The 24,513-nt window shown below is 64.1% G+C and carries 23 protein-coding genes; 11 read left to right on the forward strand and 12 right to left on the reverse strand.

All coding sequences use genetic code 11. The features are described 5' to 3' along the window. Nucleotides 1–28 precede the first annotated feature (28 nt). The 8 genes from AC1DVR_RS03865 to AC1DVR_RS03900 form a co-directional block, all read right to left on the reverse strand. Nucleotides 29–751 carry an SDR family oxidoreductase gene (locus AC1DVR_RS03865; RefSeq protein WP_477999206.1) on the reverse strand — a complete coding sequence of 241 codons (723 nt, stop codon included), beginning with the start codon at nt 749–751 and terminating at the stop codon, nt 29–31. Nucleotides 752–761: 10 nt separating this feature from the next. After that, nucleotides 762–1,823, reverse strand: coding sequence for an ABC transporter ATP-binding protein (locus AC1DVR_RS03870; RefSeq protein ID WP_477999207.1), 1,062 nt, complete (start codon nt 1,821–1,823; stop codon nt 762–764). 10 nt (nt 1,824–1,833) lie between these two features. After that, on the reverse strand, nt 1,834–2,877 hold the full coding sequence (locus AC1DVR_RS03875) for an NAD(P)-dependent alcohol dehydrogenase (RefSeq protein ID WP_477999208.1): 1,044 nt from the start codon (nt 2,875–2,877) through the stop codon (nt 1,834–1,836). Nucleotides 2,878–2,898: 21 nt separating this feature from the next. Further along, on the reverse strand, nt 2,899–3,126 hold the full coding sequence (locus AC1DVR_RS03880; RefSeq protein WP_477999209.1) for a DUF2160 family membrane protein: 228 nt from the start codon (nt 3,124–3,126) through the stop codon (nt 2,899–2,901). Between the two features lie 6 nt (nt 3,127–3,132). Continuing rightward, entirely contained in the window at nt 3,133–3,969 is an 837-nt protein-coding gene (locus AC1DVR_RS03885; protein ID WP_477999210.1) for a carbohydrate ABC transporter permease, read from the reverse strand. Beyond that, nucleotides 3,966–4,850, reverse strand: coding sequence for a carbohydrate ABC transporter permease (locus AC1DVR_RS03890; protein WP_477999211.1), 885 nt, complete (start codon nt 4,848–4,850; stop codon nt 3,966–3,968). The genes AC1DVR_RS03885 and AC1DVR_RS03890 overlap by 4 nt, the downstream gene beginning before the upstream one ends. Nucleotides 4,851–5,008: 158 nt before the next feature. Then, nucleotides 5,009–6,442: an ABC transporter substrate-binding protein gene (locus tag AC1DVR_RS03895; RefSeq protein WP_477999212.1), complete on the reverse strand. Its 1,434-nt coding sequence runs from the start codon at nt 6,440–6,442 to the stop codon at nt 5,009–5,011. 221 nt (nt 6,443–6,663) lie between these two features. Then, nucleotides 6,664–7,617, reverse strand: coding sequence for a helix-turn-helix domain-containing protein (locus AC1DVR_RS03900; RefSeq protein WP_477999213.1), 954 nt, complete (start codon nt 7,615–7,617; stop codon nt 6,664–6,666). A 342-nt stretch (nt 7,618–7,959) separates the two neighbouring features. Here AC1DVR_RS03900 and AC1DVR_RS03905 point away from each other — a divergent pair, with 342 nt between their 5' ends. From AC1DVR_RS03905 to AC1DVR_RS03930, 6 genes are all read left to right on the forward strand, one after another. Beyond that, nucleotides 7,960–8,844 (forward strand): sugar phosphate isomerase/epimerase family protein, encoded by an 885-nt coding sequence (locus tag AC1DVR_RS03905; RefSeq protein ID WP_477999214.1) that lies wholly within the window; start codon nt 7,960–7,962, stop codon nt 8,842–8,844. A gap of 65 nt (nt 8,845–8,909) precedes the next feature. Continuing rightward, entirely contained in the window at nt 8,910–10,136 is a 1,227-nt protein-coding gene (locus AC1DVR_RS03910) for an ROK family protein (protein WP_477999215.1), read from the forward strand. Between the two features lie 158 nt (nt 10,137–10,294). Beyond that, nucleotides 10,295–11,317 (forward strand): tagatose kinase, encoded by a 1,023-nt coding sequence (locus AC1DVR_RS03915; RefSeq protein WP_477999216.1) that lies wholly within the window; start codon nt 10,295–10,297, stop codon nt 11,315–11,317. After that, on the forward strand, nt 11,317–12,600 hold the full coding sequence (locus AC1DVR_RS03920; protein WP_477999217.1) for a class II D-tagatose-bisphosphate aldolase non-catalytic subunit: 1,284 nt from the start codon (nt 11,317–11,319) through the stop codon (nt 12,598–12,600). The genes AC1DVR_RS03915 and AC1DVR_RS03920 overlap by 1 nt, the downstream gene beginning before the upstream one ends. Nucleotides 12,601–12,610: 10 nt before the next feature. Beyond that, nucleotides 12,611–13,339: an SDR family oxidoreductase gene (locus AC1DVR_RS03925; protein ID WP_477999218.1), complete on the forward strand. Its 729-nt coding sequence runs from the start codon at nt 12,611–12,613 to the stop codon at nt 13,337–13,339. Nucleotides 13,340–13,354: 15 nt separating this feature from the next. After that, nucleotides 13,355–14,128 (forward strand): SDR family NAD(P)-dependent oxidoreductase, encoded by a 774-nt coding sequence (locus tag AC1DVR_RS03930; RefSeq protein WP_477999219.1) that lies wholly within the window; start codon nt 13,355–13,357, stop codon nt 14,126–14,128. Between the two features lie 40 nt (nt 14,129–14,168). Here AC1DVR_RS03930 and AC1DVR_RS03935 read toward each other — a convergent pair whose 3' ends face one another. Next, entirely contained in the window at nt 14,169–15,413 is a 1,245-nt protein-coding gene (locus AC1DVR_RS03935; protein ID WP_477999220.1) for an ROK family transcriptional regulator, read from the reverse strand. A gap of 193 nt (nt 15,414–15,606) precedes the next feature. Between AC1DVR_RS03935 and AC1DVR_RS03940 the strand changes: the two genes are divergently transcribed. The 5 genes from AC1DVR_RS03940 to AC1DVR_RS03960 all read left to right on the forward strand — a co-directional run bounded on the left by AC1DVR_RS03940 (nt 15,607) and on the right by AC1DVR_RS03960 (nt 21,702). After that, nucleotides 15,607–18,156: an ATP-binding cassette domain-containing protein gene (locus AC1DVR_RS03940; RefSeq protein ID WP_477999221.1), complete on the forward strand. Its 2,550-nt coding sequence runs from the start codon at nt 15,607–15,609 to the stop codon at nt 18,154–18,156. Beyond that, on the forward strand, nt 18,153–19,139 hold the full coding sequence (locus AC1DVR_RS03945; RefSeq protein ID WP_477999222.1) for an ABC transporter permease: 987 nt from the start codon (nt 18,153–18,155) through the stop codon (nt 19,137–19,139). Before AC1DVR_RS03940 ends, AC1DVR_RS03945 begins: the two co-directional genes overlap by 4 nt. A gap of 43 nt (nt 19,140–19,182) precedes the next feature. Continuing rightward, nucleotides 19,183–20,184 carry a rhamnose ABC transporter substrate-binding protein gene (locus AC1DVR_RS03950; RefSeq protein ID WP_477999223.1) on the forward strand — a complete coding sequence of 334 codons (1,002 nt, stop codon included), beginning with the start codon at nt 19,183–19,185 and terminating at the stop codon, nt 20,182–20,184. Between the two features lie 69 nt (nt 20,185–20,253). After that, nucleotides 20,254–21,024: a glutamine amidotransferase gene (locus tag AC1DVR_RS03955; protein WP_477999224.1), complete on the forward strand. Its 771-nt coding sequence runs from the start codon at nt 20,254–20,256 to the stop codon at nt 21,022–21,024. 12 nt (nt 21,025–21,036) lie between these two features. Then, entirely contained in the window at nt 21,037–21,702 is a 666-nt protein-coding gene (locus AC1DVR_RS03960) for a nucleoside triphosphate hydrolase (RefSeq protein WP_477999225.1), read from the forward strand. A 131-nt stretch (nt 21,703–21,833) separates the two neighbouring features. Here the strand turns inward: AC1DVR_RS03960 and AC1DVR_RS03965 are convergent, their stop codons facing one another. From AC1DVR_RS03965 to AC1DVR_RS03975, 3 genes are read right to left on the reverse strand one after another with little or no spacing between them, the layout of a single operon-like run. Beyond that, nucleotides 21,834–22,691 carry a PfkB family carbohydrate kinase gene (locus AC1DVR_RS03965; protein WP_477999226.1) on the reverse strand — a complete coding sequence of 286 codons (858 nt, stop codon included), beginning with the start codon at nt 22,689–22,691 and terminating at the stop codon, nt 21,834–21,836. 7 nt (nt 22,692–22,698) lie between these two features. Then, nucleotides 22,699–23,553 carry a MurR/RpiR family transcriptional regulator gene (locus AC1DVR_RS03970; protein WP_477999227.1) on the reverse strand — a complete coding sequence of 285 codons (855 nt, stop codon included), beginning with the start codon at nt 23,551–23,553 and terminating at the stop codon, nt 22,699–22,701. A 9-nt stretch (nt 23,554–23,562) separates the two neighbouring features. Continuing rightward, entirely contained in the window at nt 23,563–24,513 is a 951-nt protein-coding gene (locus AC1DVR_RS03975; RefSeq protein WP_477999228.1) for an ABC transporter permease, read from the reverse strand.

Below are 24,513 nucleotides of genomic sequence, written 5' to 3' on the forward strand. Positions count from 1 at the left end.
GGCGATAAGTGCAGCGAACCGCATGACGTCAGGCGATCATGTAGCCGCCATCGACCGGCATCGAGATGCCGTTCACCATGGCCGCCTCGTCTGACAGCAGGAAAAGGACCACCTCGGCCACATCCGCGCTTTCGGCAAAGCGGCCTACGGGGATGCGGTTCATCATGCCGGCGGCCTTGGCCGGATCGCTCCAGGCCTTCACGGCCATGGGGGTCAGCGTCACGGTCGGATGCACGCCGTTGACCCTGATGCCCTGCGGCGCAAGTTCCTTGGCCATCACGCGGGTCAGACCATCCAGCCCAGCCTTCGACGCGCAATAAGAGGCGTGGTCCGGGATGCCGACAAAGGCGGCCACCGAGGAGACATTGACGATCGCCCCCTTCTGGCCTCGCGCGATCAGGTCACGGGCAAATTCCTGCGCCACGATCATCGGGGCGCGGGTATTGACAGCGATCAGATGATCAAAGGCCTCGACCGTGGTGTCAAGGAAGGGCTGCAGCTCAGTGGTGCCGGCGCAGTTGATCAGAAGGTCGGCGGGCAGGGCTTCTTTGGCTGCGGCGCGGGTTGCCGCCGCATCGGCGAGGTCGACCTGAATCGCCGTGCAGCCCAGGGCGCGCAACTCCTCCACATCTCCGGCGCTGCGGGTCAGGGCGATGACATGGGCGCCCCTGGCCAGCAGAATCTCTGCCGTCACCCGGCCGATGCCCTTGCCGGCGCCGGTCAGGATCACTTTTTTGCCTGTGAAATCCATCGCTTGCTCCTCAGATTCTTTGGCCGGTCTTCTGGTCGAAGACATGGACGCGGCGGGTGTCGATGCGGAAGGGCAGGGTCTGGCCCGGCTCGGCGTCGATGCGGTCGCGGACCACGGCGTCGATCGGCACGCCACCGAGGCGACCGAAGATCAGCGTCTCCGAGCCGGTCGGCTCCAGCACCGAGACATCGACCGGCAGACCGCCCTCGCCGATGGCGATATGTTCGGGGCGCACGCCATAGGTCACGGCGCGGCCTTCCTGGTGGCTGGTTCCCTCCAGCGGCAGGTCGATGCCGGCCTCGGTGCGGACAAACTGGCGGCCGTCGCGGTTGACGATCTTGCCGGACAGGAAGTTCATCGCCGGGCTGCCGATGAAGCCCGCCACGAAAAGGTTGTTCGGGCGGTCGTAAAGGTCCAGAGGCTTGCCGATCTGTTCCACCCTGCCATCGCGCATCACGACGATCTTGTCGGCCATGGTCATCGCCTCGATCTGGTCGTGGGTCACATAGATGATCGTGGTCTTCAGGCGGCGGTGCAGTTCCTTGATCTCCACCCGCATCTGGACGCGCAGTTTGGCGTCGAGGTTCGACAAGGGTTCGTCGAACAGAAAGACCTGCGGATCGCGCACGATGGCGCGGCCCATGGCGACGCGCTGGCGCTGGCCGCCGGACAATTGCTTGGGGTAGCGGTCGAGCAGTTTGGTCAGGTCAAGGATTTCTGCCGCGCGGCCCACCTTGGTTGCGATTTCCGCCTTGGGCGCGCCCTTGATCATCAGGGAAAAGCCAAGGTTTTCCGCCACGGTCTTGTGCGGGTAAAGCGCGTAGGACTGGAACACCATCGCGATGTCGCGGTCCTTGGGCGGCACGTCATTGACCACCCGCGAGCCGATCCGCATCTCGCCGCCCGAGATCGACTCCAGCCCCGCGATCATCCTGAGCAGAGTTGACTTCCCGCAACCTGAGGGGCCGACCAGCACGACGAATTCGCCATCGGCAATCTCGACGTTGACGCCGTGGATGACCTTCGCCTCGCCATAGCTTTTCTTGACATCGGTGATTGTGACTTGCGCCATGGTCGGTTCCTTATTGCGGGAGTTCGATCTGCATCTTCACTTCGCCCTTGGGCGCGGAAGCGGCGATCTCGAAGGCATTGACGCTGTCGTCAAAGGCGAAAGTGCGGGTGATCAAGGGCTTGACGTCAATGGCGCCCGAGGAGAGCAGGCCCACGCAGCGCGGGAAGACATGGGCGTAGCGGAAGATATGCTCGACCCGCGCCTCGCGCACCATGGCCTTGCCGAGGTCATAGGTGAAGGGATCGACCGGAATCCCGACATAGACAACGCGGCCGCCGGGGGCGAGGGAGTCGAACACCCCGGTCGCGGCGCGCGGGTTGCCAGAACATTCGAAGACCACCTCGACGCCCCAACCCTCGGTCTCGCGCATCATCTGCGCGTGGGGATCGGATTTGACATTCAGCGCGGTGATGGCGGTGGAGAGGCTGGCGGCGATGGCCAGCTTGGTTTCATCAATGTCGGTGACATAGACGCGGGCGCAGCCTGCGGCCAAAGCGGCCAAGGCGGTGACCAGGCCAATCGGACCGGCACCAGAAACCAGCGCCACATCGCCCGGCTTGATCTGCGCCTTGGTCGCGGCATGGACGCCGACGGCCAGGGGTTCGACCATCGCGGCCTCGGCAAAGGAGACATTGTCGGGCAGTTTGAACGTGAAAGCCTCAGGGTGGACCACGGTGGGGCGCAGGATGCCATGCACCGGCGGGGTGGCCCAGAAGCGCACCGCGGGGTCGATGTTGTAAAGGCCAAGGCGGGTGGCGCGGCTGTTCGGGTCGGGAATCCCCGGCTCCATGCAGACGCGGTCGCCGACTTTGAGGGTTTTGACCTCGGCCCCCGCTTCGATCACGGTGCCCGAAGCCTCGTGGCCGAGGATCATCGGCGCGCGGACGATGAATTCACCGATGCCGCCATGGGTATAGTAATGCACGTCCGAGCCGCAGATGCCGACCGTGTGCATCTTGATGCGGACGTCGTGGGGGCCCATCGCCTCCTCCCGTTCGATCGGGAAATCGCGCAGGGACAGGCTCAGACGTTCCTCAAGAACCAGAGCTTTCATGTTGTTCCTCCAAAGGAATGTTTAGCCGCGCCACAGGATCAACACGCCCAGGATCAGGGCGAGGATGTGGGCGAAGATCAGGGGGATGGCGACTTCGATGAAGCGCAGCCAGAACAACTCCAGCGCCACGAAGAGGTAGATGCCGATGAAGAGCCGGTCGAACCAGTTGGTGACGATGGGCAGGAAGCCCTGGCGCTTGGGTTTGCGGTTCTCGGACGCGATTGATTCAGATACGGGCGATTCAGACATGGGGCGTTACTCCTTCACCGCGCCAAAGGTCAGGCCGGCGACGATATGGCGCTGCACGACGGCAAAGATCACAAGCGCCGGGATCAGCGTGATGATCGAGATCGAGGCCATCTTGCCCCATTCGGTGCCGGTGGTGGTCACATATTCCGACAGGCCGGTGGTGATGGTGCGGGCGTTGAAGCTGGTGAGGGTGGCGGCCAGCAGGAACTCGTTCCAGGCGAAGACCCAGGTCAGGATCAGCGTCACGGCAAGGCCGGGCTTGGCGAGCGGCCACATCACCTGACGGATCACCTGCCAGGTCGAGGCGCCATCGACGGTCGCAGCCTCGTCCAGTTCCTTCGGGATGCCGTCGATCGTGGGGCGCAGGGTCCAGATCGCGAAGGGCAGGTTGAAGGTGCAGTATAGTAGGATCATCCCGATATGGGTGTCGTAAAGCTTCCATGTCCCCCAGGTGAAGACCTGGGTGAAGAGAAGGAAGAAGGGCAGCAGGAAGACCGCCGCCGGGGCCATCCGGTTGGTGATGGTCCAGAAGAAGATATTCTCTTTCCCCGCAAGGTCATAGCGCGACAGGGCATAGCAGGCGAAGAAGGCCAGCGTGGTCACGAGGAAGGCGTTCCCGGTCGAGATGATGACCGAGTTCAGCATGTAGCGCCGCAGCGTCTCGTCGTGGAAAACCTCGACGTAATTGGTCCAGTAGACGGTGTCTAGCAGCAGGCTCGGCGTGGTGAACAGGTCCACCGCCGGTTTGACCGAGATGACGAAGAGCCAGTAGATCGGGAACAGGGTCAAGAGGCTGAGGGCGAGCCACATCACAAGCTGCAGCCAGGGGCGTTTAGCGGTCATAGCTCGGCAACCTTCTTCTGACGGGGGGCGACAAGGGCGACGTAGAGGATCCAGCACATGACCAGCGTGAGGTAGAGCACGATGACCGAGATGGCGGAGCCGTAGCCGTAGTCGGTTTTGGGAAAGACGATCTTCCAGATGTGCAGGCCAAGGTAGCGGGTGGCCGCCCCCGGGCCGCCGCCGGTCAGCATCCAGACCTCATCCACGGTGCGCAGGGCGTCCATCATGCGGATGAAGACGGTGGCGAGGATGGCGGGGCGGATCATCGGCAATGTGATGTGCCAGAAGATCTGCCGCCGGTTGGCGCCGTCGATCTGCGCCTGTTCGAAGGGATCTTTCGGCAGGGCGAGCAGGGCCGCCAGCAGGGTCAACGTGACGAGCGGCGTCCAGTGCCACAGGTCCATGATCACGGTCAGGACGAAGGCCACATTGGCATCGCGGCCGATGTTCATGTCATAGCCGAACCAATTGTGCAGGAAATGCGGGATGATCCCGATCGAAGGCGTCGTCATCAGCCGCCAGACCGAGCCGACCACGATGGGTGCCACGATCAGCGGCAGGGTGTGAATGGTGCGGAACACCGATTTGCCGGGGAAATCCTTCATCAGCAACTGTGCAAGGAAATAGCCCAGCACCACTTCGCTTCCGACGGCAAAGAAGGCGAATTTCAGGGTCAGGCCGACCGAGAGCAGGAATTCCTTGTCAAACACCAGACGGCGGAAGTTCGCGGCGCCGTTGTACACCATCTCATGGCTGGCCCCGAAGGGGTTCCACTGGTGGAAGGACACGAAAAGCACATAGATGAAGGGCACGATGCCGAAGGTGCCCAGGATCAGCAGAGTTGGGGCCAGCATCAGCCAGCCAGTCTTGTTGGAACGCATCGTCCCACCTCCCCGAAGGTCTGTTTCTTCCGTTCCGGCCAGCGATCTTTTGGGTGATCTTTTGCATGCGGGGGCGTTGCCCCATCCTGCGATGTCTCTTTGCCGGGGGTGCGAGGGCCGCCGCTGCTCAGGCGGCGGCCCCCGACTGTCTGGTCAGATTACTTGCGATACCCGAGGTTGGTCAGCTCTTCCTCGGCCTTGGCGGCCATCTGGTCAAGCCCGGTGTCCGGGTCGATTTCGCCCAGAAGGATCTGGTAGAAGATCGGCGCGGTCGCCTCGCGGACCTGGGCATGGAACGGGTAGGGAGGCGCACCCGCAAACAATTTGCCCTGATCTTTCAGCATCGTGTAGTAACCGCCCAGAGTCTTGTCCATCGCGACGACTTTCGGGTCGTCATAGGTCGCGGTGTTGGTGATCCGCGGTGCGGCGACGGCCCAATCGGCCTGCACCTCGTTCTGGCCGATGTATTCCAGGAAGAGGAGCGCCGCGTCCTGGTTCTTCGAGCTGACCGGCAGGCCGAAAGCGCCGCCGTCATAGTAGCCGATATAGCCCTTGCCCGCTTCGGCATCGGCCATCACGCCATCCGACAGGGGCGGCAAGGCGAAGCCGACCTTGTCCACGACCTTGGACTTGGAGGTGTCGGATTCGATCCAGGCGGCGTTTTCGCCATAGACCAGACCCTGTGCCGCACGACCCGCCGCAAAGGTGGTCGCAACTTCGGTCCAGGTCGAGGCCGAGCTTTCCGGCGCTGCGATGTCGCGCAGGTGCAGCCACCACTTCAGCGCCGCCTTGGCCTTGTCAGAGTTCATCTGACCGCCATGTTCCACCGTGGCGCCATAGTTGTTGTTGGCGTCGATGCCCCAGTTGTAGACGCCGAAGGTCGGCGCCACGGATTCGAAATATTCATACCAGGATGCCGCATGGCCGGTGTGGGCCTGCGCGGTGGAGCCCCAGAGCTCCATATTGTGATCCTTGCCCCACTGGGTGAAGAAGTCGGCAATCTCGGTATATTGTTCGTGCGTGGTGGCCGGGGCCAGGTCGTGGCCGGTCTTTTCCTTGAAGGCCTTCATGATCTCCGGATCAGTGAACAGATCCTTGCGGTAGAGATAGAGCTTGATGAAGGCTTCCATCGGAACGCCCATCAGATCGCCGTCGGCATTCTTGAAGTAGTTGGCGAAGGTGGTGAAATTGGCGTCGTCATAGGTCGGCGCCTTCAGCTCCGGCTTGTCCTTCAGGGATTTGGTGATGTCGGTCAGGAAGTTGCGATGCAGGTAGGCATAGATGATGTCCTGCTCGATATAGACCATGTCATAGATGCCGGTGCCGGCCTCCATGTCCTTGATCGCCTTGTCGTACATCTGGTCCCAGGAGGTCGTCTCGATCTCGACCTTGATGCCGGTCGCCTTTTCGAACTGCGGCGCCAGAACATCCTTGATGTACATCGACGGCGGCGAGCTTTCGGTGACGCCGTGCAGGGTCACACCCTTGTATTTCGCACCGGCATCCGACCAGAAGTCGGCATAGGCGGGCAGGGCACAGGTGGCCAGGGCCACGGCCATGGCGGTCAGACGAAATTTCATATTCAAGAACATCCACTCCTCCTTGCATGTTGATTGATTATCGTTTGCCCAGGGGCCATGCGGGTCCCAAGGGCAGGCAACCCAGACCCACCGCCCGCTGGTTTCCTCCCACGGTCGCAGTCTGGTTTCGCCATGCGGATGTCGGGGCTTTCCGGTTCAGGCCCTGGATCCGACGGCGTTCAAGGAGGTTATGCGAGCCGGTTTGACCCCGCCACGCGCAGTTTGCAGAGGACCTATACTTTTCCGCCTGCGACGGCGACGCCGGTCAAACCATCGCGGGTTTCGCGGAAGGGATCGATGCGGGCATCGGTGCCGATCTTCTGCGCGCTGCGCCGGTATTCGGACGGCGTGCGCCCGCAAACCTTGAAGAACTGGCGGTTGAAGTTGGCGATGTTGTTGAAGCCGACCTCGAAACAGATCTCCGTGATCGATTGGTGGCTTTGGGTCAGCAGGGTGCAGGCGGCGTAGACCCGGGTCAGAATCAGGTAGCGGGCAAAGGTGTGCCCGGTCTGCCGCTTGAACAGCCGCGAGAAGGCCTGAGGCGCCAGGCCGCAATGTTCGGCCACGGCGGCGAGGTCGATCGCGTCGGCATAGTTTTCCATCATGAACCGCATCGCGGAATCGAGCTCCGCCGGCAGGTCGGCCACCGCATCGGGGTTGCGGCGCGACAGGCGATGGCGCTCGGCCGGGTTGCGGGCCAGCGCCTCCATCAGGCGCAGGAACAACAGCACCCGGTCGGCGCCGCGTGCGCGGCCAATCTCGGCCAGAAGCCGTTGCCCGGCGAGGGCGGTGGCGCCCTCGAACAGCACGCCATAGGCCGCATCGTCGAAAAGGGTGCGCAGGCTGGCAAGCTCCGGGCAGAATCCGGCAACCTTTTCAGCCCATTCCGCGGTGAACTGGATCAGCATGTCACGGTTCTTCACCACCTCGCCGGGGGTGATGTTGCTGACCCAGTTGTGCGGCACATTGGGCCCGGTCAGAACCAGACAGCCCGGCTCAAAATCCCCCAGATAATCGCCCACCATCATGATGCCCTGGGTCGAGCGGGTCAGGTGCAATTCATACTCGGGATGGTAGTGCCATTTGGCCAGCGAGATCGGGTAATCATGCGTGAACCAACGGAAACTTTCGGTGGGCGGGCAGAGGATGACCTCGTAATCCGGGACGATCCGCAGGTTAGCTTTCATGATTCCCCCCTGAAGCCCGGCTATCCGATCCGGCCTGTCTTTGCCCGGATTGCGCAGCCCAAAACATCCCTCACGTCCTGCCCGATTCTTGTCTGTGGCGGGTCAGCAATTATGTTATTTGAAGTAACAAATTATGGGGTATCACGAAAAAGTCAATGTAGATTCAAAATTGCCCTGATTTAGTCCCGCCCAGTTTGTCGCTTTTGGCCCAATATCGGAGAATTATCCCGGGGGAACCCCTGATTCCGAGGCAGTCCTGCCCGCAGAGTGAACTTGACAGGGAAGGGGATTCTGTATTTGTATGTTTAAACAACATATGTATCAAAACTGGCGGGGAAGATCATGAATCGGCTTGGAATTCACTCCTTTGTCTGGACCGCGGGCACTACGCAGGAGGGGTTGGAGCGGGCGATGGAAGACTCCGCCGCCTGCGGCTATCGGTTGATCGAACTGGCCTATCTGCGCCCCGAGAAGTTCAACCTCGATGCGCTGGCCAGGCGCGCCCAATCGCTTGATGTCGATATTGCCGTGACCATGGGCCTGCCGCTTTCGGCTGATATATCGTCCGAAGACCCCGAAGCCATCCGGGCGGGTGAGGCGATGCTGGCCTCTGCCGTGGCTGCGGTGCGCGACATCGGTGGGTCAAAGCTCGGCGGTATTCTTTACTCCGCCCATACCAAATACAACCGCGCCCCCACCGACCGCGGCCGCAAGAACAGTGTGGCGGCCATTGCCAAGACGGCGGATATTGCCAAGGCCGCCGGCGTCGATCTGGTGTTGGAGGTGGTAAATCGTTTTGAAACCAATCTGTTGAACACCACAGCGCAAGGGTTGGATTTCATCGCCCAGACCGGATCCGATCACGTGCGCCTGCATCTCGACACGTTCCACATGAATATTGAAGAGGCCAATCCCGCCGCCGCCCTGCGGCTGGCCGGCGACAAGCTGGGTTATTTCCACATCGGTGAAAGCAACCGGGGCTATCTGGGCGACGGCACCATCAACTTTGACCTGATCTTCGACGCGCTGCTGGATATCAATTATGCGCGCGACATCACCTTCGAATCCTTCTCGACGGCGGTGGTGGACGAGGGTCTGTCGCTGGCTTGTGCGATCTGGCGCGACACCTGGACCGAGCAGATGCCGTTGGCGCAGCACGCCAAGGCCTTCATCGACCTGAAGCGCGCCGAAGCGCAGCGCCGCCGTACCACCAACGCCCGCCCCTAGGCAAAAGAGCGTTGCCTGCGGCGACAGAGGCTGATTTACAAGATCTGTCGCCAAAAGGGGAAGAAGTGCCAGACCTCACCAAAATCGCCACCACACCCGGACGGATCCGCCAGCGCAACGAATTGGCGGTGCTGCGCGCCTTGCTGGTGCAGTCCCGGCTGAGCCGCGCCGATCTGGCGCGTGAGCTGCGGATGAACCGGTCGTCGTCGGGCAACATCATCCTTGATCTGCTGGAAGAGGGGCTGGTGCGCGAGGTCGAGGAGGAAGGTCTGCGCAGCGCGGGCCGTGCCGGGCGCCCGGGCATCCTGCTGGAACTGGTGCCCGAGGCGGTCTGTTTTCTAGGTGTCGAGATCGGCGTGGAGCACATCGCCGTGGTCGAACTGGACCTGGCCGCGCGGGTCACCCGTGCGCTGCAAGTGCCGTTCGACAGCAAGGCGGCGGGGGTTGAAGCCGCGCTGTCGCAGGCGCTGCATCTGGCTTTCGCGCCGATGCCGCCGGAGACTCTGCGCCGTTGCGCGGGCTTGGGCATCGCGACGCCGTCGCAAATGGACCGCGCCGGGATGATCCGGCTGGCGCCGCTTCTGGGCTGGCGCGATGTCGATCTGGCCGGTCTGGCGCGGCAGTCCCTGCCAATTGCCGTGCCGGTGATGGCAGAGAATGACGCCAACGCCTTCGCCATCGGCGCCACCTATGGGCGCAACGTAGCGCGTAGTGGTGTGACTTTGCTGGTAAATATGGAAAACGGTGTCGGCGGTGGCATCCTGATCAATGGCCGCCTGTTTCGCGGCGGGGCTGGTCTTGCCGGCGAGATCGGCCATCTGCGAATGGGGCTCGACTCGCCCGGCACGCTGGAGGAGCAGATCGGCCTCTCCCGCCTGATGGAGCGCTACCGTGCCCTGACCCGGCGCACGCAGGCCGGCCTGGCCGACCTGTTGCAAGATGTCCGTGACCGTGAGCCGGGCGCCGTGGTGATCGCCGAGGATTGGGCCCGCGCGCTGGCCTTTGCCCTGTCGCAGGTCTGCCGCGTCATTGATGCCGATACGGTTGTGCTCGGCGGTTCGGTGGCGGCCCTTTATCCTCTGGTCTCCGCCCGCGTCCTGACCCATCTGCGCAGCTTTCACGACGACAATCCGACGGTGCCCGCGATCGCCGTGGCCGAAGGTCCGGAGTCCGGTGCGGCCTACGGGGCGGCCTGCATGCTGCACCAGCGCTTCCTTTCGTTGGAAAGCGATCGGCTGACCGCGTCGGAAGCGCCGGTCGAGGCGGAAAATCCAGCAGATATGTTGCGGTAAAGAACAAATATCAGTGGAAATCCGGAAACCATCTCGATATTGACGAGATTGGGGGATTCTGAACCTTTGCAAGCGCGGCAATTTCCTTGGCTTCCGCAGCAATTTGTTCTGCATCGCAGCGTTATAGGGCCTCGGGCCCGGGAGAGGATGGGGAAAACATGTCCGGCAGCGACCTCCCTCGCGGTCTGACCTCCGACGCACCGGACCTCCACGCTCTGGCCCCAGACGCTTTGGGCCCGACCGTGACGATCGGTGAGATTCTGGTCGAGGTCATGGCCACCGAACCGGGGCTTGGGTTTCTGGAACCAATCCAGCTGATCGGCCCGTTCCCCAGCGGCGCGCCCGCGATCTTCATCGACCAATGCGCCCGCATCGGCGGGTCCGCCGGCATCATCGCGGCGGTGGGCGACGACGACTTCGGCCGGGTCAACCTGAACCGGCTGCGCGCGGACGGGGCCGATGTCTCTGCGGTTGCGGTTCTGCCCGACTATCCGACCGGCAGCGCCTTTGTCCGCTATCGCCCGGATGGCGCACGGGATTTCGTTTTCAACATTGCCAGATCTGCGGCCGGTCTGGTCAGCCTGACGCCGCAGGCGCGGGGCTTGCTAGCGCGCGCCGGGCATCTGCATGTGATGGGATCGGCCTTTGCCATCCCGCACCTCTGGTCCATGTTGGAGGAAGCGATTCCGATCGTGCGCGCGCGGGGCGGCAGCGTCTCGCTGGATCCCAACCTGCGCAAGGAACTGCTGTCGGGCGGCCAGATGCGGGACCGTCTGGCCATGGTCGTCGGGCAGGCCCACCTGCTCCTGCCCTCGGGGGATGAACTCTTCCTCACCGCCGGGGTCGAAGGCGAGGCGGAGGCTGTTGCCGCCCTTTTTGCCCGCGGCGTTTCCGAGATCGTGCTGAAGCGCGGTGCTGCAGGTTCGACCTATTTCGCAGCCGATGGCACGCGGATTGACCTGCCGGCTTTCAAGGTGAGCGAGATTGATCCGACCGGCGCCGGGGATTGTTTCGGCGGCGCCTATGTCGCCTGCCGCCGCCTGGGGATGACGCCGGAGGCCGCGCTGACCTATGCCAATGCCGCGGGCGCCCGCAATGTGACGCGGCTTGGCCCGATGGAGGGCGCAGGCACCCGGGCCGAGCTTGACGTCTTCATTGCCGCCACGCCGAGGGGATTGTGATGCAGGTGCTGACAACTCTGGCCGAAGCGCACCGCAAGGGTCTGCCTTTGGGCATCACCTCGGTCTGTTCGGCCCATCCGGTCGTTTTGCGTGCGGCCCTGCGCCGGGGGGCAGCACATGGCACGCCGGTTCTGATCGAGGCGACCTGCAACCAGGTCAACCATCTGGGCGGCTATACCGGGATGCGGCCTGCGGATTTTGCCGCGCTCGTCCGCCGCATCGCCGGGGAGGAGGCGCTGCCGCCTCATCTTCTGATCCTGGGTGGCGACCATCTTGGCCCCAACCCCTGGCGGAAAGAACCTGCCGAAGAGGCGATGGCAAAGGCGGTCGAGATGATCGGTGCCTATGCCGCAGCGGGTTTTGGCAAGCTGCATCTGGATGCCTCGATGGGTTGCCAAGGCGAGCCTGAGGCGCTGGACGATACCACCACGGCGACCCGCGCCGCCCGTCTTGCCGCCGCCGCCGAAACCGCCGCGCGGAGCGCCGGTCTGCCGCCGCCGCTTTATATCATCGGCACCGAGGTTCCGCCCCCCGGCGGTGCCGATCACCTGCTGTCGCAGATTGCGCCGACCTCGCCCGCGGCGGCGCTGCAGACCGTCGCCATCCACCGTGAGACCTTTGCCAAGGCCGGGCTCTCCGACGCTTTCGCCCGCGTCACGGGCCTTGTTGTCCAGCCGGGGGTGGAATTCGGCAATGCCAATGTCATCCCCTATGACCGCAGCCGCGCTGGCACGTTGAGCGGCATCCTCGCCGATCTGCCCTTCGTTTTCGAAGCGCATTCGACCGATTATCAGGGTGCCACCCCGCTGCGGGCGCTGGTCGAGGATGGCTTTGCGATCCTGAAAGTCGGGCCGGAGCTGACCTTCGTCCTGCGTGAGGCGCTTTATGGGCTGGACCTGATTGCGAGTGACCTTTTGCCCGATTATGGCGACCGCCCGCTGAAGGCGGCGATGGAAGCCTTGATGCTGTCCGACCCCGGCGACTGGCAGCGCCATTATCCGGGGACGGCGGCGGAGCAGCGCGTGCTGCGGCATTTCTCTTATTCCGACCGGATCCGCTATTACTGGAACCGGCCGGAGGCGCAGCGGGCGGTCAGCCGCCTGACGCAGGCTCTGGCAGGCCAGCGCCTGCCGGTGACCCTGTTGCGCCAGCATCTGCCGACCCTCACGCGCTTTGCCGATGCGCCGCTTGACCCGCAAGACCTGCTCATCGCGGCGGTGGATGCCGCTTTGGCCCCCTATCATCTGGCCTGCCATCCGGCGCAGGCCGCAGCTTCAGTCTGAAGGAGACGACATGACGAAAGATTTGGACGGCAAGATCATCGCCATCACCGGCGCGGCATCCGGCATCGGCCTCGCCTGCGTGAAACGCTATCTGGCGGGCGGCGCCAAGGTCGTGCTGATCGACCGCGACGAGGCCGCTTTGGCCCGGATCTGCGCCGAGATGGGGCCGATGGCGGTGCCCGTGGTGGTGGACCTGCTGTCGCCTGCCAGCATCAACGGCATGATGCCGGCGATCCTCGCCAAGACCGGGCATCTGGACGTGTTCCACGCCAATGCCGGGGCCTATGTCGCGGGCGAGATCTGGCTTGATGATCCGGACACCTGGGACCGGATGCTCTACCTCAACATCAACGCGGTCTTTCGCACCGTGCAGGCGGTCATCCCGCACATGATCGAGCGGGGGACGGGCGACATCATCTGCACCTCCTCGATCGCGGGGCATACGCCGGTGGTGTGGGAGCCGATCTACACCGCGTCCAAACACGCGGTTACGGCCTTTGTCGCGACCGTGCGGCGCCAGCTGATCAAGCACAAGATCCGGGTGGCCGAAGTCTCGCCCGGCCCGGTGGAAACCGCTTTGCTGAAGGACTGGCTACCCGAACGTCTGGCCAAGGCCAAGGCCGATGGCGCGCTGATGGAAGCGTCCGAGATTGCCGAAGCCGTGGCCTTCATCCTGACCCGCCCGCGCACCGTGACGGTGCGGGACATCATCATCCTGCCCGCAAGCTTTGACATCTGATCCGGAGGAAATTCCATGTATCTGCAACGGTTTCGCGTCGATGGACAGACCGCCGTCATCACCGGCGGCGGGCGGGGCATCGGCTATGCCTGCGCCGAGGCTTTGGGCGAGGCCGGGGCGCATCTGGTTCTGATCGAGCCGGACCTTGCGATTGCCGAAGCGGCGGTCGCAACCCTGCGCGCCAAGGGTTTCGCCGCCGAGGCGATGCAGGCGGATGTCCGCGACGCTGCCCGCATCACCGCCTGCGCCGACGAACTTGCGGCGCGCGGCACCCCGGCGACCATCCTGGTGAATAACGCCGGCGTCGGCAAAAGCGGCATCGACTCGAAGGATTTGGGCGATGCCGACTGGCTCTGGATGATGGACGTCAACCTGAACGGCGTCTTCTGGTGTGCGCGGGCGTTCGGCAAGCATATGGTGGCGGCGGGCAAGGGCTCCATCGTCAACATGGGTTCGATGTCGGGCACCATCGCCAACCGACCGCAGCCGCAGACGGCTTACAACGTCTCGAAAGCGGCGGTGCATCACCTGACGCGGTCCCTCGCCGGGGAATGGTCAGGGCGGGGGGTGCGGGTCAACGCGGTGGCGCCGACCTATATCGAGACGCCGCTCGTCACCGCCATTCCGGAAAACGCACCGCGGATTCCGATCTGGCTGAACGACACGCCGATGGGGCGGATGGGGCAGGCGGACGAGGTGGCCTCGGTCGTCCTGTTCCTTGCCTCCGAAGCGGCCAGTCTGATGACCGGCGCGATCGTCGCGGTGGATGGCGGCTTCACGGTCTGGTAACCGGCGGAAGCGTTCTGGGGCTCCAACGCAGTTTGGGGCCTCAGCTTTGCTGGGTCGACAGGCTGCCCACCAGATTGGTCCGCTCCTTGCCGATCATCAGAACACCACTGTCGGGGGCGAAAAGCGCCGAGAGCGGCAGCATCGCGGCGCCGATCGGCGAGGCGTCGGGGCCAAACTGGCCGCAGACGATGGCGGGGGCCACGATGCCAATCGCGCTCATCTGGTTGAATTGCGCTTGGACGCGGGCGTGAAGCTCGTGGTGGATGGCGCGCGGCAGGATGCTGTCCAGGATGATCGCCTCGAGGTCGATCACAGCGGTGATGGCGATGATTGCCTCGGCCAGAGCGTTGGCGCAATCGTCGACCCATTCGTACACCGGACCCGAGGCATCGGGCGGCATCGGGTCAAGCTCGCGCACACGGGTGATCTCGATCCCGCGCGATTTCAGATGGTTGACCAGCACATAAATCGAGGCGCGATGCAGCAGGCTTTGGTAGCGCCCCGCATGAGCCGCCACCGAATCGAGCTTTGACGGCGACACCGGCAGCGGGCCGAGGGCGGCGCTGTTGCCATGCGGTCCTGCGTTGATCTTGCCGCCCTGCACCAGCCCGCCGCCGATGAAGGTGTCGATCGAAACATGCATGAAATCGCTGAAGCGTTGCCCCGTGCCCTGCAGCAATTCGGCCAGCGCCGCAGCGGTCGCGTCATTTTCGACGAAGACCGGCGTCTTGGCGTCCAGGGCAAAGAAAGTCGTCAGATCAATCGCTTCCCACCGCGCGCCCAGGTCTTCGGGAAAGCCGAGCTCATCGCTCCACAGGCCCAGAAAATAGGGCGAGGCGATGCCGAGGCCGACGATGGTGGCATCGCCAAGGCTGCCCACGATGCGGTTGAAGTTGTCCAGCACGGTATTGCCGGCCCTCCGCACCAGATCGGGGTCGGGATAGCGGTATTCATGCGATTCCCTTGCGCGGATCTCTCCGGCGAAATCGACAAGCACTGCCTCCAGTGCGCGGCGGCCGATCTTGATGCCGACGCTGTAGATCCGTTCGGGGGTCAGACGGTAAAGCGTCGAGGGGGTTCCGCGCTGGCCGAACCTTTTTCCAACTTGCTTTACGAAACCAGAGGCTTCCAGCCCGTCAACGATGACCGCCACGGCGGCGGGGGTCAGATGGGCGGCGCGGGCGAGGTCAGACTTCGACGCCTCCTTCATGCGGCGCAACGCATCAAGGACGAAGCGCTCGTTATACCGGCGCAGAGTGCTGGAATTGCTGCCTTTTCCTTTCATACCGCCATCTCCCCATCCTTGCCGGGCATTTTTTCGACCTTCTGGCACGGCCCTTGGCAAGTCGGCGCCTTTGCGCCTTCCGGCCAGACACTGCCTGCCCGCAGGGGGGATGTCAAATTTTCAGTTGCAATCCAATTTGTGTTCTTATAGCAAATTGAAAAAAGAAATACCTCTGGGAGGAGATATCTCGCTGATGGATCTGGGTGTTGGCACGGCGGGTTTTCTGGCCGAGGATCAGGTTGCGCCGATCGCTTTGGCGCAGGTCACCAAGGTGTTTGGCGGCACGGTTGCCTTGCGCGACGCCTCGTTCGAACTGCGCCGTGGCGAGGTTCTGGCCCTCCTGGGCGAGAACGGCGCCGGCAAAAGCACCTGTGTGAAGCTGCTGGCCGGGGTCCATGCGCCAAGCGAGGGCGGCGTGCTGATCGACGGCCGGCCCGTCACCTTCCGCTCGCCGCATGACGCGCAGGCGGCGGGGGTGGCGGTGATGCACCAGCATCCCGGCCTGTTTCCCGACCTGTCGGTGGCCGAGAACATCTACATCGGCCACATGCCGCGCGACCGCTTCGGCGGGATCGACAATGCCGCGATGATCGCTGGCGCCCGGCGGGTGCTGGAGACCGTGGGGCTTGAGGTCCGCGCCGATGTGCCGCTGGGCCGCTTGCGGATCTCTGAGCAGCAGCTGGTGGAGATTGCCCGTGCCCTGTCGCTCGATGCCCGCGTCCTGATCATGGACGAGCCGACCGCCGCCCTGTCGCAGCGCGAGGTGGAGCGGCTCTTCACTGTCGTGGCCGACCTGCGCCAGCACGGTGTGGCGATGATGTTTGTCGGCCACCGGATGGACGAGATTTTCCGCATCGCCGACCGGATTGCCGTTCTGCGTGATGGGCGCCTGATCGGGGTGCATCCGAAGGCCGAACTGGGCCGGGCCGCCGCGATCGCGATGATGGTGGGGCGCGAGGTCACCGACCTTTACCCCGAACGCAGCGCCACACCCGGCAAGATGATGCTGGAAACCCGAGGTCTGTCGCGCAGGGGCGCCTTTGCCGGGATCGATCTGCAGCTGCATGCGGGCGAGGTGGTGGGCCTTGGCGGCTTGGTCGGATCGGGCCGAACCGAGATTGCCCGCGCCCTGTTCGGGATCGACCAGCCCGACGCTGGGGAGATTCTGATTGACGGGCAGGTCATGCGCATCGGTTCGGCCAAGGCCGCGATGGAGGCGGGGATTGCCTATGTCTCGGAAGACCGGATGGGGCAAAGCCTCGTGATGGATTTCTCGATCCTCGACAATGCGGTGCTGCCCAGCCTTGATGCGGCGGCGCCGGGCGGGGTCTACAAGACCGAAAAAGCCATCAGTCTGGTTTCGGGCTGGCTGGAGCGGATGAAGCTGCGCTTTGCGGGCTATGACCAGCCGGTCAACCAGCTGTCGGGCGGCAATCAGCAGAAGGTCGTGCTGGCGAAATGGCTCCGCTCCGGTCCGCGGATCCTGATCCTGGATGAGCCGACGCAGGGCATCGACGTTGGCACCAAGGCTGAAGTCCATGCGATGATCGCCGATCTGGCGCGCGGCGGCATGGCGATCCTGCTGATCTCCTCCGAAATGCCGGAGCTGATCGGGAATTGTGACCGCATCGTCGTTCTGCGCGAAGGCCGCAAGACGGCCGAGTTTGCGCGGGGCGAGGCGACGCAGGAAAAGGTGCTGGAGGCTGCGACCAAAAGCAGCGAGCAGGAAAGCCACGCGGTGGAACTCGCGCAGGCCAAGCCGCAGAAAGGCCCCTTCGATGTCCTGAAACGGCGCGAGATCGGGCTGGTGGCGGCGATGCTCGCCATTGCCATTCCGGTGACGATCATCAACCCGCGGATGATCAGCGGGGCGAATATCACCGCCGTGTCGATGGATGCGGCGCTGGTGATCGTCGCGGCGCTGGCGCAGATGCTGGTGCTGATCACGCGCAACATCGACCTGTCGATCGCCGCCGTGATCGGGCTTGCGGCCTATATGGCGGCGAGCATGGTACAGGCCTATCCGGGGCTGGACCTTGTGGTGGGCCTCGCCACGGCTTGCGGCGTCGGGCTGGTCGCCGGGCTGATCAACGGGTTGGTGGTGACCAAGGGCAAGATCCCGGCGATCGTCGTCACCCTCGCCTCGATGTCGATCTTCCGTGGCTTCAACTCGATCTGGGCGGCAGGAAATCAGGTCAGCGCGGATGAGGTGACGACGCGGTGGCTGGCGATGACCAGCCTTCGGATCGCGGGCGTCCCCTTCATCGTGGTGATCGCGGCGGTCATTCTCGCGGCGGGCTATGTGTTCCTTTACCGCACCGCGACGGGGCGTGAATTGTTCGCCACCGGGTCCAACCCGGACGGCGCGCGGCTGATCGGCATTCCGGCGGATCGCCGGATCGTGACCGCCTTTGCGATTGCGGGTCTTCTGGGCGGGCTGTGTGGCGCGCTTTGGGCCTCGCGCTATGCCACCGTCGATGCCCGCGTGGCGCTGGGGTTCGAGCTGACGGTGATCGCCTCGGCGGTGGTCGGCGGTGTCGCGATCCGCGGCGGGGCGGGCACCTTGCTGGGCATCGTTCTGGGCGTCTTCACCCTGTTGATCATCAAGAACGGGCTGACGCTGGTCCGGGTCGATCCGCTGTGGCTGCAGGGCGTTTACGGCCTCGTGATCCTCGTCACCGTCGGGATTGACGCCTTCATCGTGCGCCGGGCGCAAAAGGCGCGGGAAAGGAAAATCGGATGACAGTCCTGCGCAAACTGGACTTCTGGGACATGCTGCTGGCGGGTGCCTGCCTTCTGGTGGTGCTTTACGCGGCGATTTTCGTGCCGAATTTCCTGTCGGGGTTCAACCTGTCGCAACTGGCGGCGAGCGCTTCGGAGAAGGCGCTGCTGATCCTGCCGATGGCCTTGCTGATCATCACACGCGAGATCGACCTCTCGGTCGCCTCGATGCTGGCGCTGACCTCGGTGGTTTTCGGCCTGTCGGTGCAGGCGGGGGTGCCGACCTTGGCCGCGATCCCGCTGACGCTGATCGCGGGTGGTGTGCTTGGCGCGTTGAACGGCTATCTGGTCACGGCTTTTGGCTTGCAGTCGCTCGTCGTAACACTCGGCACCATGGCCCTGTACCGCGGGATCGGCTACATCCTTCTGGGCAGCGGCTCGGTCAATATCCTGCCTGATGCCGTGGTCAATTTCGGCATCGACAATGTGCCGGGCACGCAGGTTCCCCTGACGATCCTGCCCTTTCTGGTGCTGGCCCCGATCTTTGCCTTTGCCCTGCAGAAGATGCCGATCGGCAAGCGCATCTATGCGATCGGCGGCAACCCCGAGGTGGCGCGCTATTCCGGGATCAACACCCGGGCGATGATCCTGCGGCTTTTCATCGTCTCGGGCGTCGTGGCCGGTATCGCGGGGATCGTCTACACCGCCCGGCTGTCGAATGCGCGGGCCAACAATGCGCTGGGGATGGAGCTGGACGTCATCACCATCGTGCTGCTGGGCGGGATTTCGGTCTTTGGCGGCAAGGGCAAGCTGACCGGCGTTCTGCTGGCACTCGTGCTGATCGCGGTGATCCGCAACGTGCTGGCGCTGAACCAGATTGGCGGCGACGCGCAGGGCATGATCATCGGCCTGTTGCTCATCGGCTCGCTTCTGGTTGGCAATTACTGGCGCTCTGCCCAAGAGCGCCTGCACAGATCGCGCTCCTTGCGCGGCACCAAGGGGTAAATTCGGGGCCCTGTTTTCAAGCCCGAAGTCAGTGGAGGAAGCAATGAAATCAATTAAACTCGGCCTGCTCACGTCCGTCGTGATGTTTGCTGCAGCGCCTTTCGCCTTTGCTCAGGAATGCGCAACCGCGCCGGTCAAGGTCGGCTTCCTGCCGAAACTTGATACCGACCCCTATTTCCAGGTCGCCAAACAGGGCGCCGAAGAAGCCGCCAAGGAAATCGGCGGCGAGGTGATCCAGGTGGCCCCCTCGCAGGCCACCGCCGAAGCGCAGATCGAGTTCATCAACAGCCTCGTGTCGCAAAAGGTTGGCGTGATCGCGATTTCTGCCAATGACTCCAATGCCGTGGCCCCGGCACTGAAGCGTGCCATGCAGCAGGGCGTTCGCGTCATCTCTTACGACTCGGACGTGGCGCATGATGCGCGGGCGGTCTTCGTCAATCAGGTCAAGGGCGACAGCCTGGCCGAGATGATGCTGGAAAGTGCCTTCGATCTCACCGGTGGCGAGGGCGAATTTGCCATCCTCTCCTCGACCCCCACCGCGACGAACCAGAACGCCTGGATCGACTTCATGAAGGCGAAGATGGCCTCCGAGCCGAAATTCGCCAAGCTGAAGCTGGTGCAGGTCGCCTATGGCGAGGAAAGCGAGCAGGTCAACCAGCAGCAGGCACTGGCGCTGGTGCAGGCCTTCCCCGACCTCAAGGCGATCATCGTGCCGGCCGGTATCGGCCTGCCCGCCGCCGCCCGCGCGCTGGAGGAAGCCGGCATGATGGGCAAGGTCAAGCTGACCGGCCTCGCCCCCGCCACGCTGATCGCCAAGTACATCTCCGACGGTTCGGCGCAGGACATCTGGTGGAATGTGACCGACCTTGGCTATCTGACCTATCAGACCGCCCAGGCGCTGGCGCAGTGCAAGATCACCGGCAAGGAGGGTGAGAAGTTCGCCGCAGGCCGTTTGGGCGACTACACCATCGGCAAGGATGGCGAGCTGGTTCTGGGGCCGGCCAAGATCGTCACCCCGGCGAACCTGAAAGAGTTCAAGTTCTGATCACAGGTTTCGGAGGGGCGGGTTTTGCCTGCCCCTCGTTTTCACCCAAGGACAAAGGGTCTGACTCCGATGAAAGTGCTGCTCGCGGGCGAGACGTTTCTGGCCACCTCTACCGTTGCGGCCGGGGGCGATACGATCACCAGTTCGACCTGGTCGAATGGGGCGCTGGCCTTCAATGCGGCGTTGAGTGCGGCCGGAATTGCCGTGACCCAGATCGGCGGCGAGCATTGCGGTGCGGGCTTTCCCCGCACGCTGGCCGAACTGGCCGCTTATGACGCGGTGATCCTTTCGGATGTGGGCGCCCTGACCCTGCTGGTCACCCCGGAGGCCCGGAGCGGCAAGGTCGGTCCCAACCGGCTGGAAGTGCTGAAGGAATATGTCGCAGGCGGCGGTGGCCTGATGCTGGCGGGCGGCTATATGGGCTTTCAGGGCATGTTCGGCACCGCACGTTTCGCCGATACCGCGGTGGAGGATGTGCTGCCGGTGCTTTGCCAGTCTTTTAGCGACGGGCTTGAGGTGCCCGAGGGGCTTGCCGCGACCCTGCTGGAGCCGTCCCACCCTATCCTTGCCGGCATCACAGAGCCGCTGCCGCCGATCCTCGGCCTCAACAAGTTGGCGTTTCGCGGCGACGACGCCTCGACCCTGCTTGCGGTCTGCAAATACCGCGGCAAGGACTGGCCGTTACTGGCCACCCGCCGTCATGGCGCGGGCCGCAGCCTGATCTGGTCCACCGACATCGGCCCGCATTGGCTGTCGCAGGAGTTTTTGGGCTGGCCGCTTTACGCCACCCTGATGGAGAATATCGTGACCTGGCTCTGCCGCAAGGATCGCGATGCGTAGGGGCACGCAGGCATGACAACGACGGCAACCGCCGTGGCTTTGGCCAACCCATGGTCCGACAATACCGCGGCCTCGGCGCTGATCGAACGGCTGGCCGGGCTGAAAGGCCGCCAGGTCATCGCCATCGCCGGTGCGCCCGGCAGCGGCAAATCCGCCCTCAGCGACCATCTGGCGCGGGCACTGAACCAGCGCCGCCCCGGTTTTGCAGCCATCGTGCCGATGGACGGCTTCCACTACGACGACGCGGTGCTGAAAGAGCGGGGCACCCTTTCCCGCAAGGGCGCACCTTACACCTTCGACGTGGGCGGGATGGCCTCGCTTCTGGCGCGGTTGAAGCAGAACACCGAGGCCGAAATCGCCGTGCCGGTCTTTGACCGCAGCCTCGAAATTTCGCGCGCGGGGGGGCGGCTGATCGCGCAAACGACACCCCTGTTGCTGGTCGAGGGCAACTACCTTCTGCTGGATCAGCAACCCTGGGCGCAGCTGCGGCCGCTCTACGACCTGACGGCTTTCCTCAGCGTGGCCATGCCAGAGCTGGAACGGCGGCTGGTGCGCCGCTGGCTCGACCATGGGCTGGACCCTGAGGCGGCGAGGAAGAAGGCGCGTGAGAATGACCTGGAAAACGCGAAACTGATCGTCGGCCACAGCCTCGCTGCGGATGTCATCCTGACCGAATGACTGCGCCGTGCGGAAGTGGCTTGCGTGCCGACAAATGCGATCCCCTGCGCGCAATGATCGTCGTGGCGGTGGATCCTCACGATATGACGGCCGCAAAGCGGCTGAAGCCAGGGGCGTGCAAGCCAGAAGCCCTAAAGCCCGGCCACATGCCGGGCCGCGGCAGCGGAGGCGGCACGGCAAGCCTGTTCCAGCCCGGCGCCGCAGGCAAGCTCGGCGGCCAGGGTGCCGATGAAGGAATCGCCCGCGCCGTGGCTGCTGATGACCTGGACCTTTTCGGCGGGCAGTTGCAGGCGCTCGTCATGCGCCCCGAAGGCGGCCAGCCCTTTGCTGCCGGCGGTCACGATCACGGTTTCAAACTGATCGGCGAGTGCCTTGGCCGCATCGGCGGCGCTGTGCAGGCAGCAAACCTGTGCGGTGCCCATCATCTCGGCCTCGACCGCGTTGACGACCAGCACATCGACCAGACGGCGGAATGCGGCGCCAAGGTCGCGGTAGGGGGCGGCGTTCAGCACGGTCGGGATGCCGCGCTGGCGCGCCTGGGTGGCGGCGGCAAGGTTGATCGCCTCGGGCACCTCGTTCTGCAGGACGAGAACCTTGACGCCATCCCATAGCGCCTCATCGGCCAGCGTCGCGGCGGCGATGTGCATATTGGCGCCCGAGACGATGGTGGCGGCATAATCGCCCGCACCGTCCTGGATGGCCACGCTCATCCCCGAGCCGACATCGGGCACGGTGGCGACATGACGGTCATCCACCCCGGCCTCGGTCAATTTCGCCCGCAGGAAGCTGCCGAAGTCGTCCGCACCCACGGCGCCGACCATCCGGCTTTGCGCCCCGGCCTTGGCCGCCGCAGCCGCCTGATTGCCGCCCTTGCCACCGAACTTCGGGTACCAGCGGCTGCCGATCGCGGTTTCGTCCTTGCGTGGAAGATGGTCGGCTTCGACCACGATGTCGTAATGCAGGCTTCCGACGGTCAAGACGATAGGCATCTCATTCTCACAATCTGCGTTTGGACTGCACGGCACGCATGGTGCGGTCAAGGTTGGTGTCGGCGGCCTTGCGGTTGCGTTGGGCCACCACGACGAAGAGGGCGTCGAGCAAGTTCAATTGGGCGATCCGCGCGGTGGCATTCTCGCCCAGAAGGGGTGAGTTCTGCGCGGTGGAACACAGGACCACATCGACCATCTTGGCCAGCGGGCTTTCGGGATAATTCGTCACGGCGATGGTGCGGGCGCCGTTCCGGCGCGCCATCTCTGCCGCATCCAGCACGGCGGCGGTCGAGCCGGAATGCGAAAATGCCACCGCCACGTCATCCGGACCGAGCAGGGCCGCCGACATCATCATCATATGCGCATCGTCAAAAACCGAGGTGCGGATGCCGATGCGCAGGAACTTGTGGCTGACATCGCGGGCAATCTGCGCCGATCCGCCCAGCCCGTAGAAATCGCGCTGTTTGGCGCGGGCCAGATAGTCGGCGGCGCGTTCGAAGGCCTCGAGGTCGAGGATGGCGAAGGTCTCCTCAAGCGCCTGCATGGCGGTGCGAAAGACCTTCTGGACGATCTCTCCCGCCGTATCCGCCGCAGCAATCTCGGCGTGCAGGTTGGCGGAATCCAGGCGGTAGTAATCGACCAGACCCTGGCGGAAGTCGCGGAAGCCGTCGAAGCCGAGCTTCTTGGCGACCTTGACCACCATCGCCTCGGACACCGCGGATTTCAGGGCAATCTCGCGCAGCGGCGTGGTCTCGTCGATGTCCTTGCGGGCCAGAATATCGGCGGCCACCTTGCCCTCCAGAGGCGTCAAGCTTGGCAGTTTCGTCCGGATTTGCGCGCCAATTGCCCTTGGATCACTCATGCATCGCCCCTATTTTCCACCACCCGCGCCCGATGCGAACCTGTCGATCAGCATGGCGACAATGATGATGATACCGGTGGCAAGCAACTGGTAGAAGGCCTGCACGTTCAGAAGGGTCAGGCCGTTGCGCAGCGTGCCCAGAATGATGCAGCCGATCAGCGTGCCGGGGATCGAGCCTCTGCCGCCCATCAGCGAGGCCCCGCCGATGGCGGAGGCCGCGATGGCATCAAGCTCCCAGAGCGTGCCCATCGTGGGTTCGGCAGCGCCCAGGCGGCCGATCAGGATCATCGCAGCGACGGCGGCCATGAAGCCCGAGATCATGTAGGCGCTGATCTTGGTCAGGACCACCGGAACGCCGGCGATGCGGGCGGCCTCGGGGTTGCCGCCGACGGCCATGAAATACTCGCCTAGCGGGGTCTTGTTCAGGATCACCCAGGCGACAAGCGCCAAGGTGCCGACGATGAGGACGGGGGTCGGCACGCCGCCCAGGGTGCCGTTCGTCAGGGCGCGAAAGCCGTCGGGCAGGCCAAAGATCGGCTGGCCGCCGGTGTAGATCAGCGCCAGCGCCCGGTAAAGCGACAGGCCGCCCAGGGTGACGATGAAGGGCTGCAACCCGCCCCAGGCAATCAGCGCGCCGTTGACGAAGCCGCAAGCCGCCCCTGCCGCCAAGGCGCCCAGCAGCGCCAGCGGCACCGGCACGCCGGCCACCATCATCGCGGCCCCAAGAATGGCGGTCAGCGCCGCAACCGGCCCGACCGACAGGTCGATCCCGCCCGAAATGATGACCAGCGTCATTCCAAGCGCGATGCAAGCGTTGATCGAGGATTGCTGCAGGATGTTCAGCAGGTTGGGCGCCGTCAGAAAGGTGGCGGACATCGAGGCGAACACCACCGAAATCAGGATCAGCCCGATCAGAGTGCCCGCATCACGGAAGCGGATGCTTTTCATAAGTCCAGACAT

This window comes from Rhodobacter sp. P2_H5, assembly GCF_056403335.1.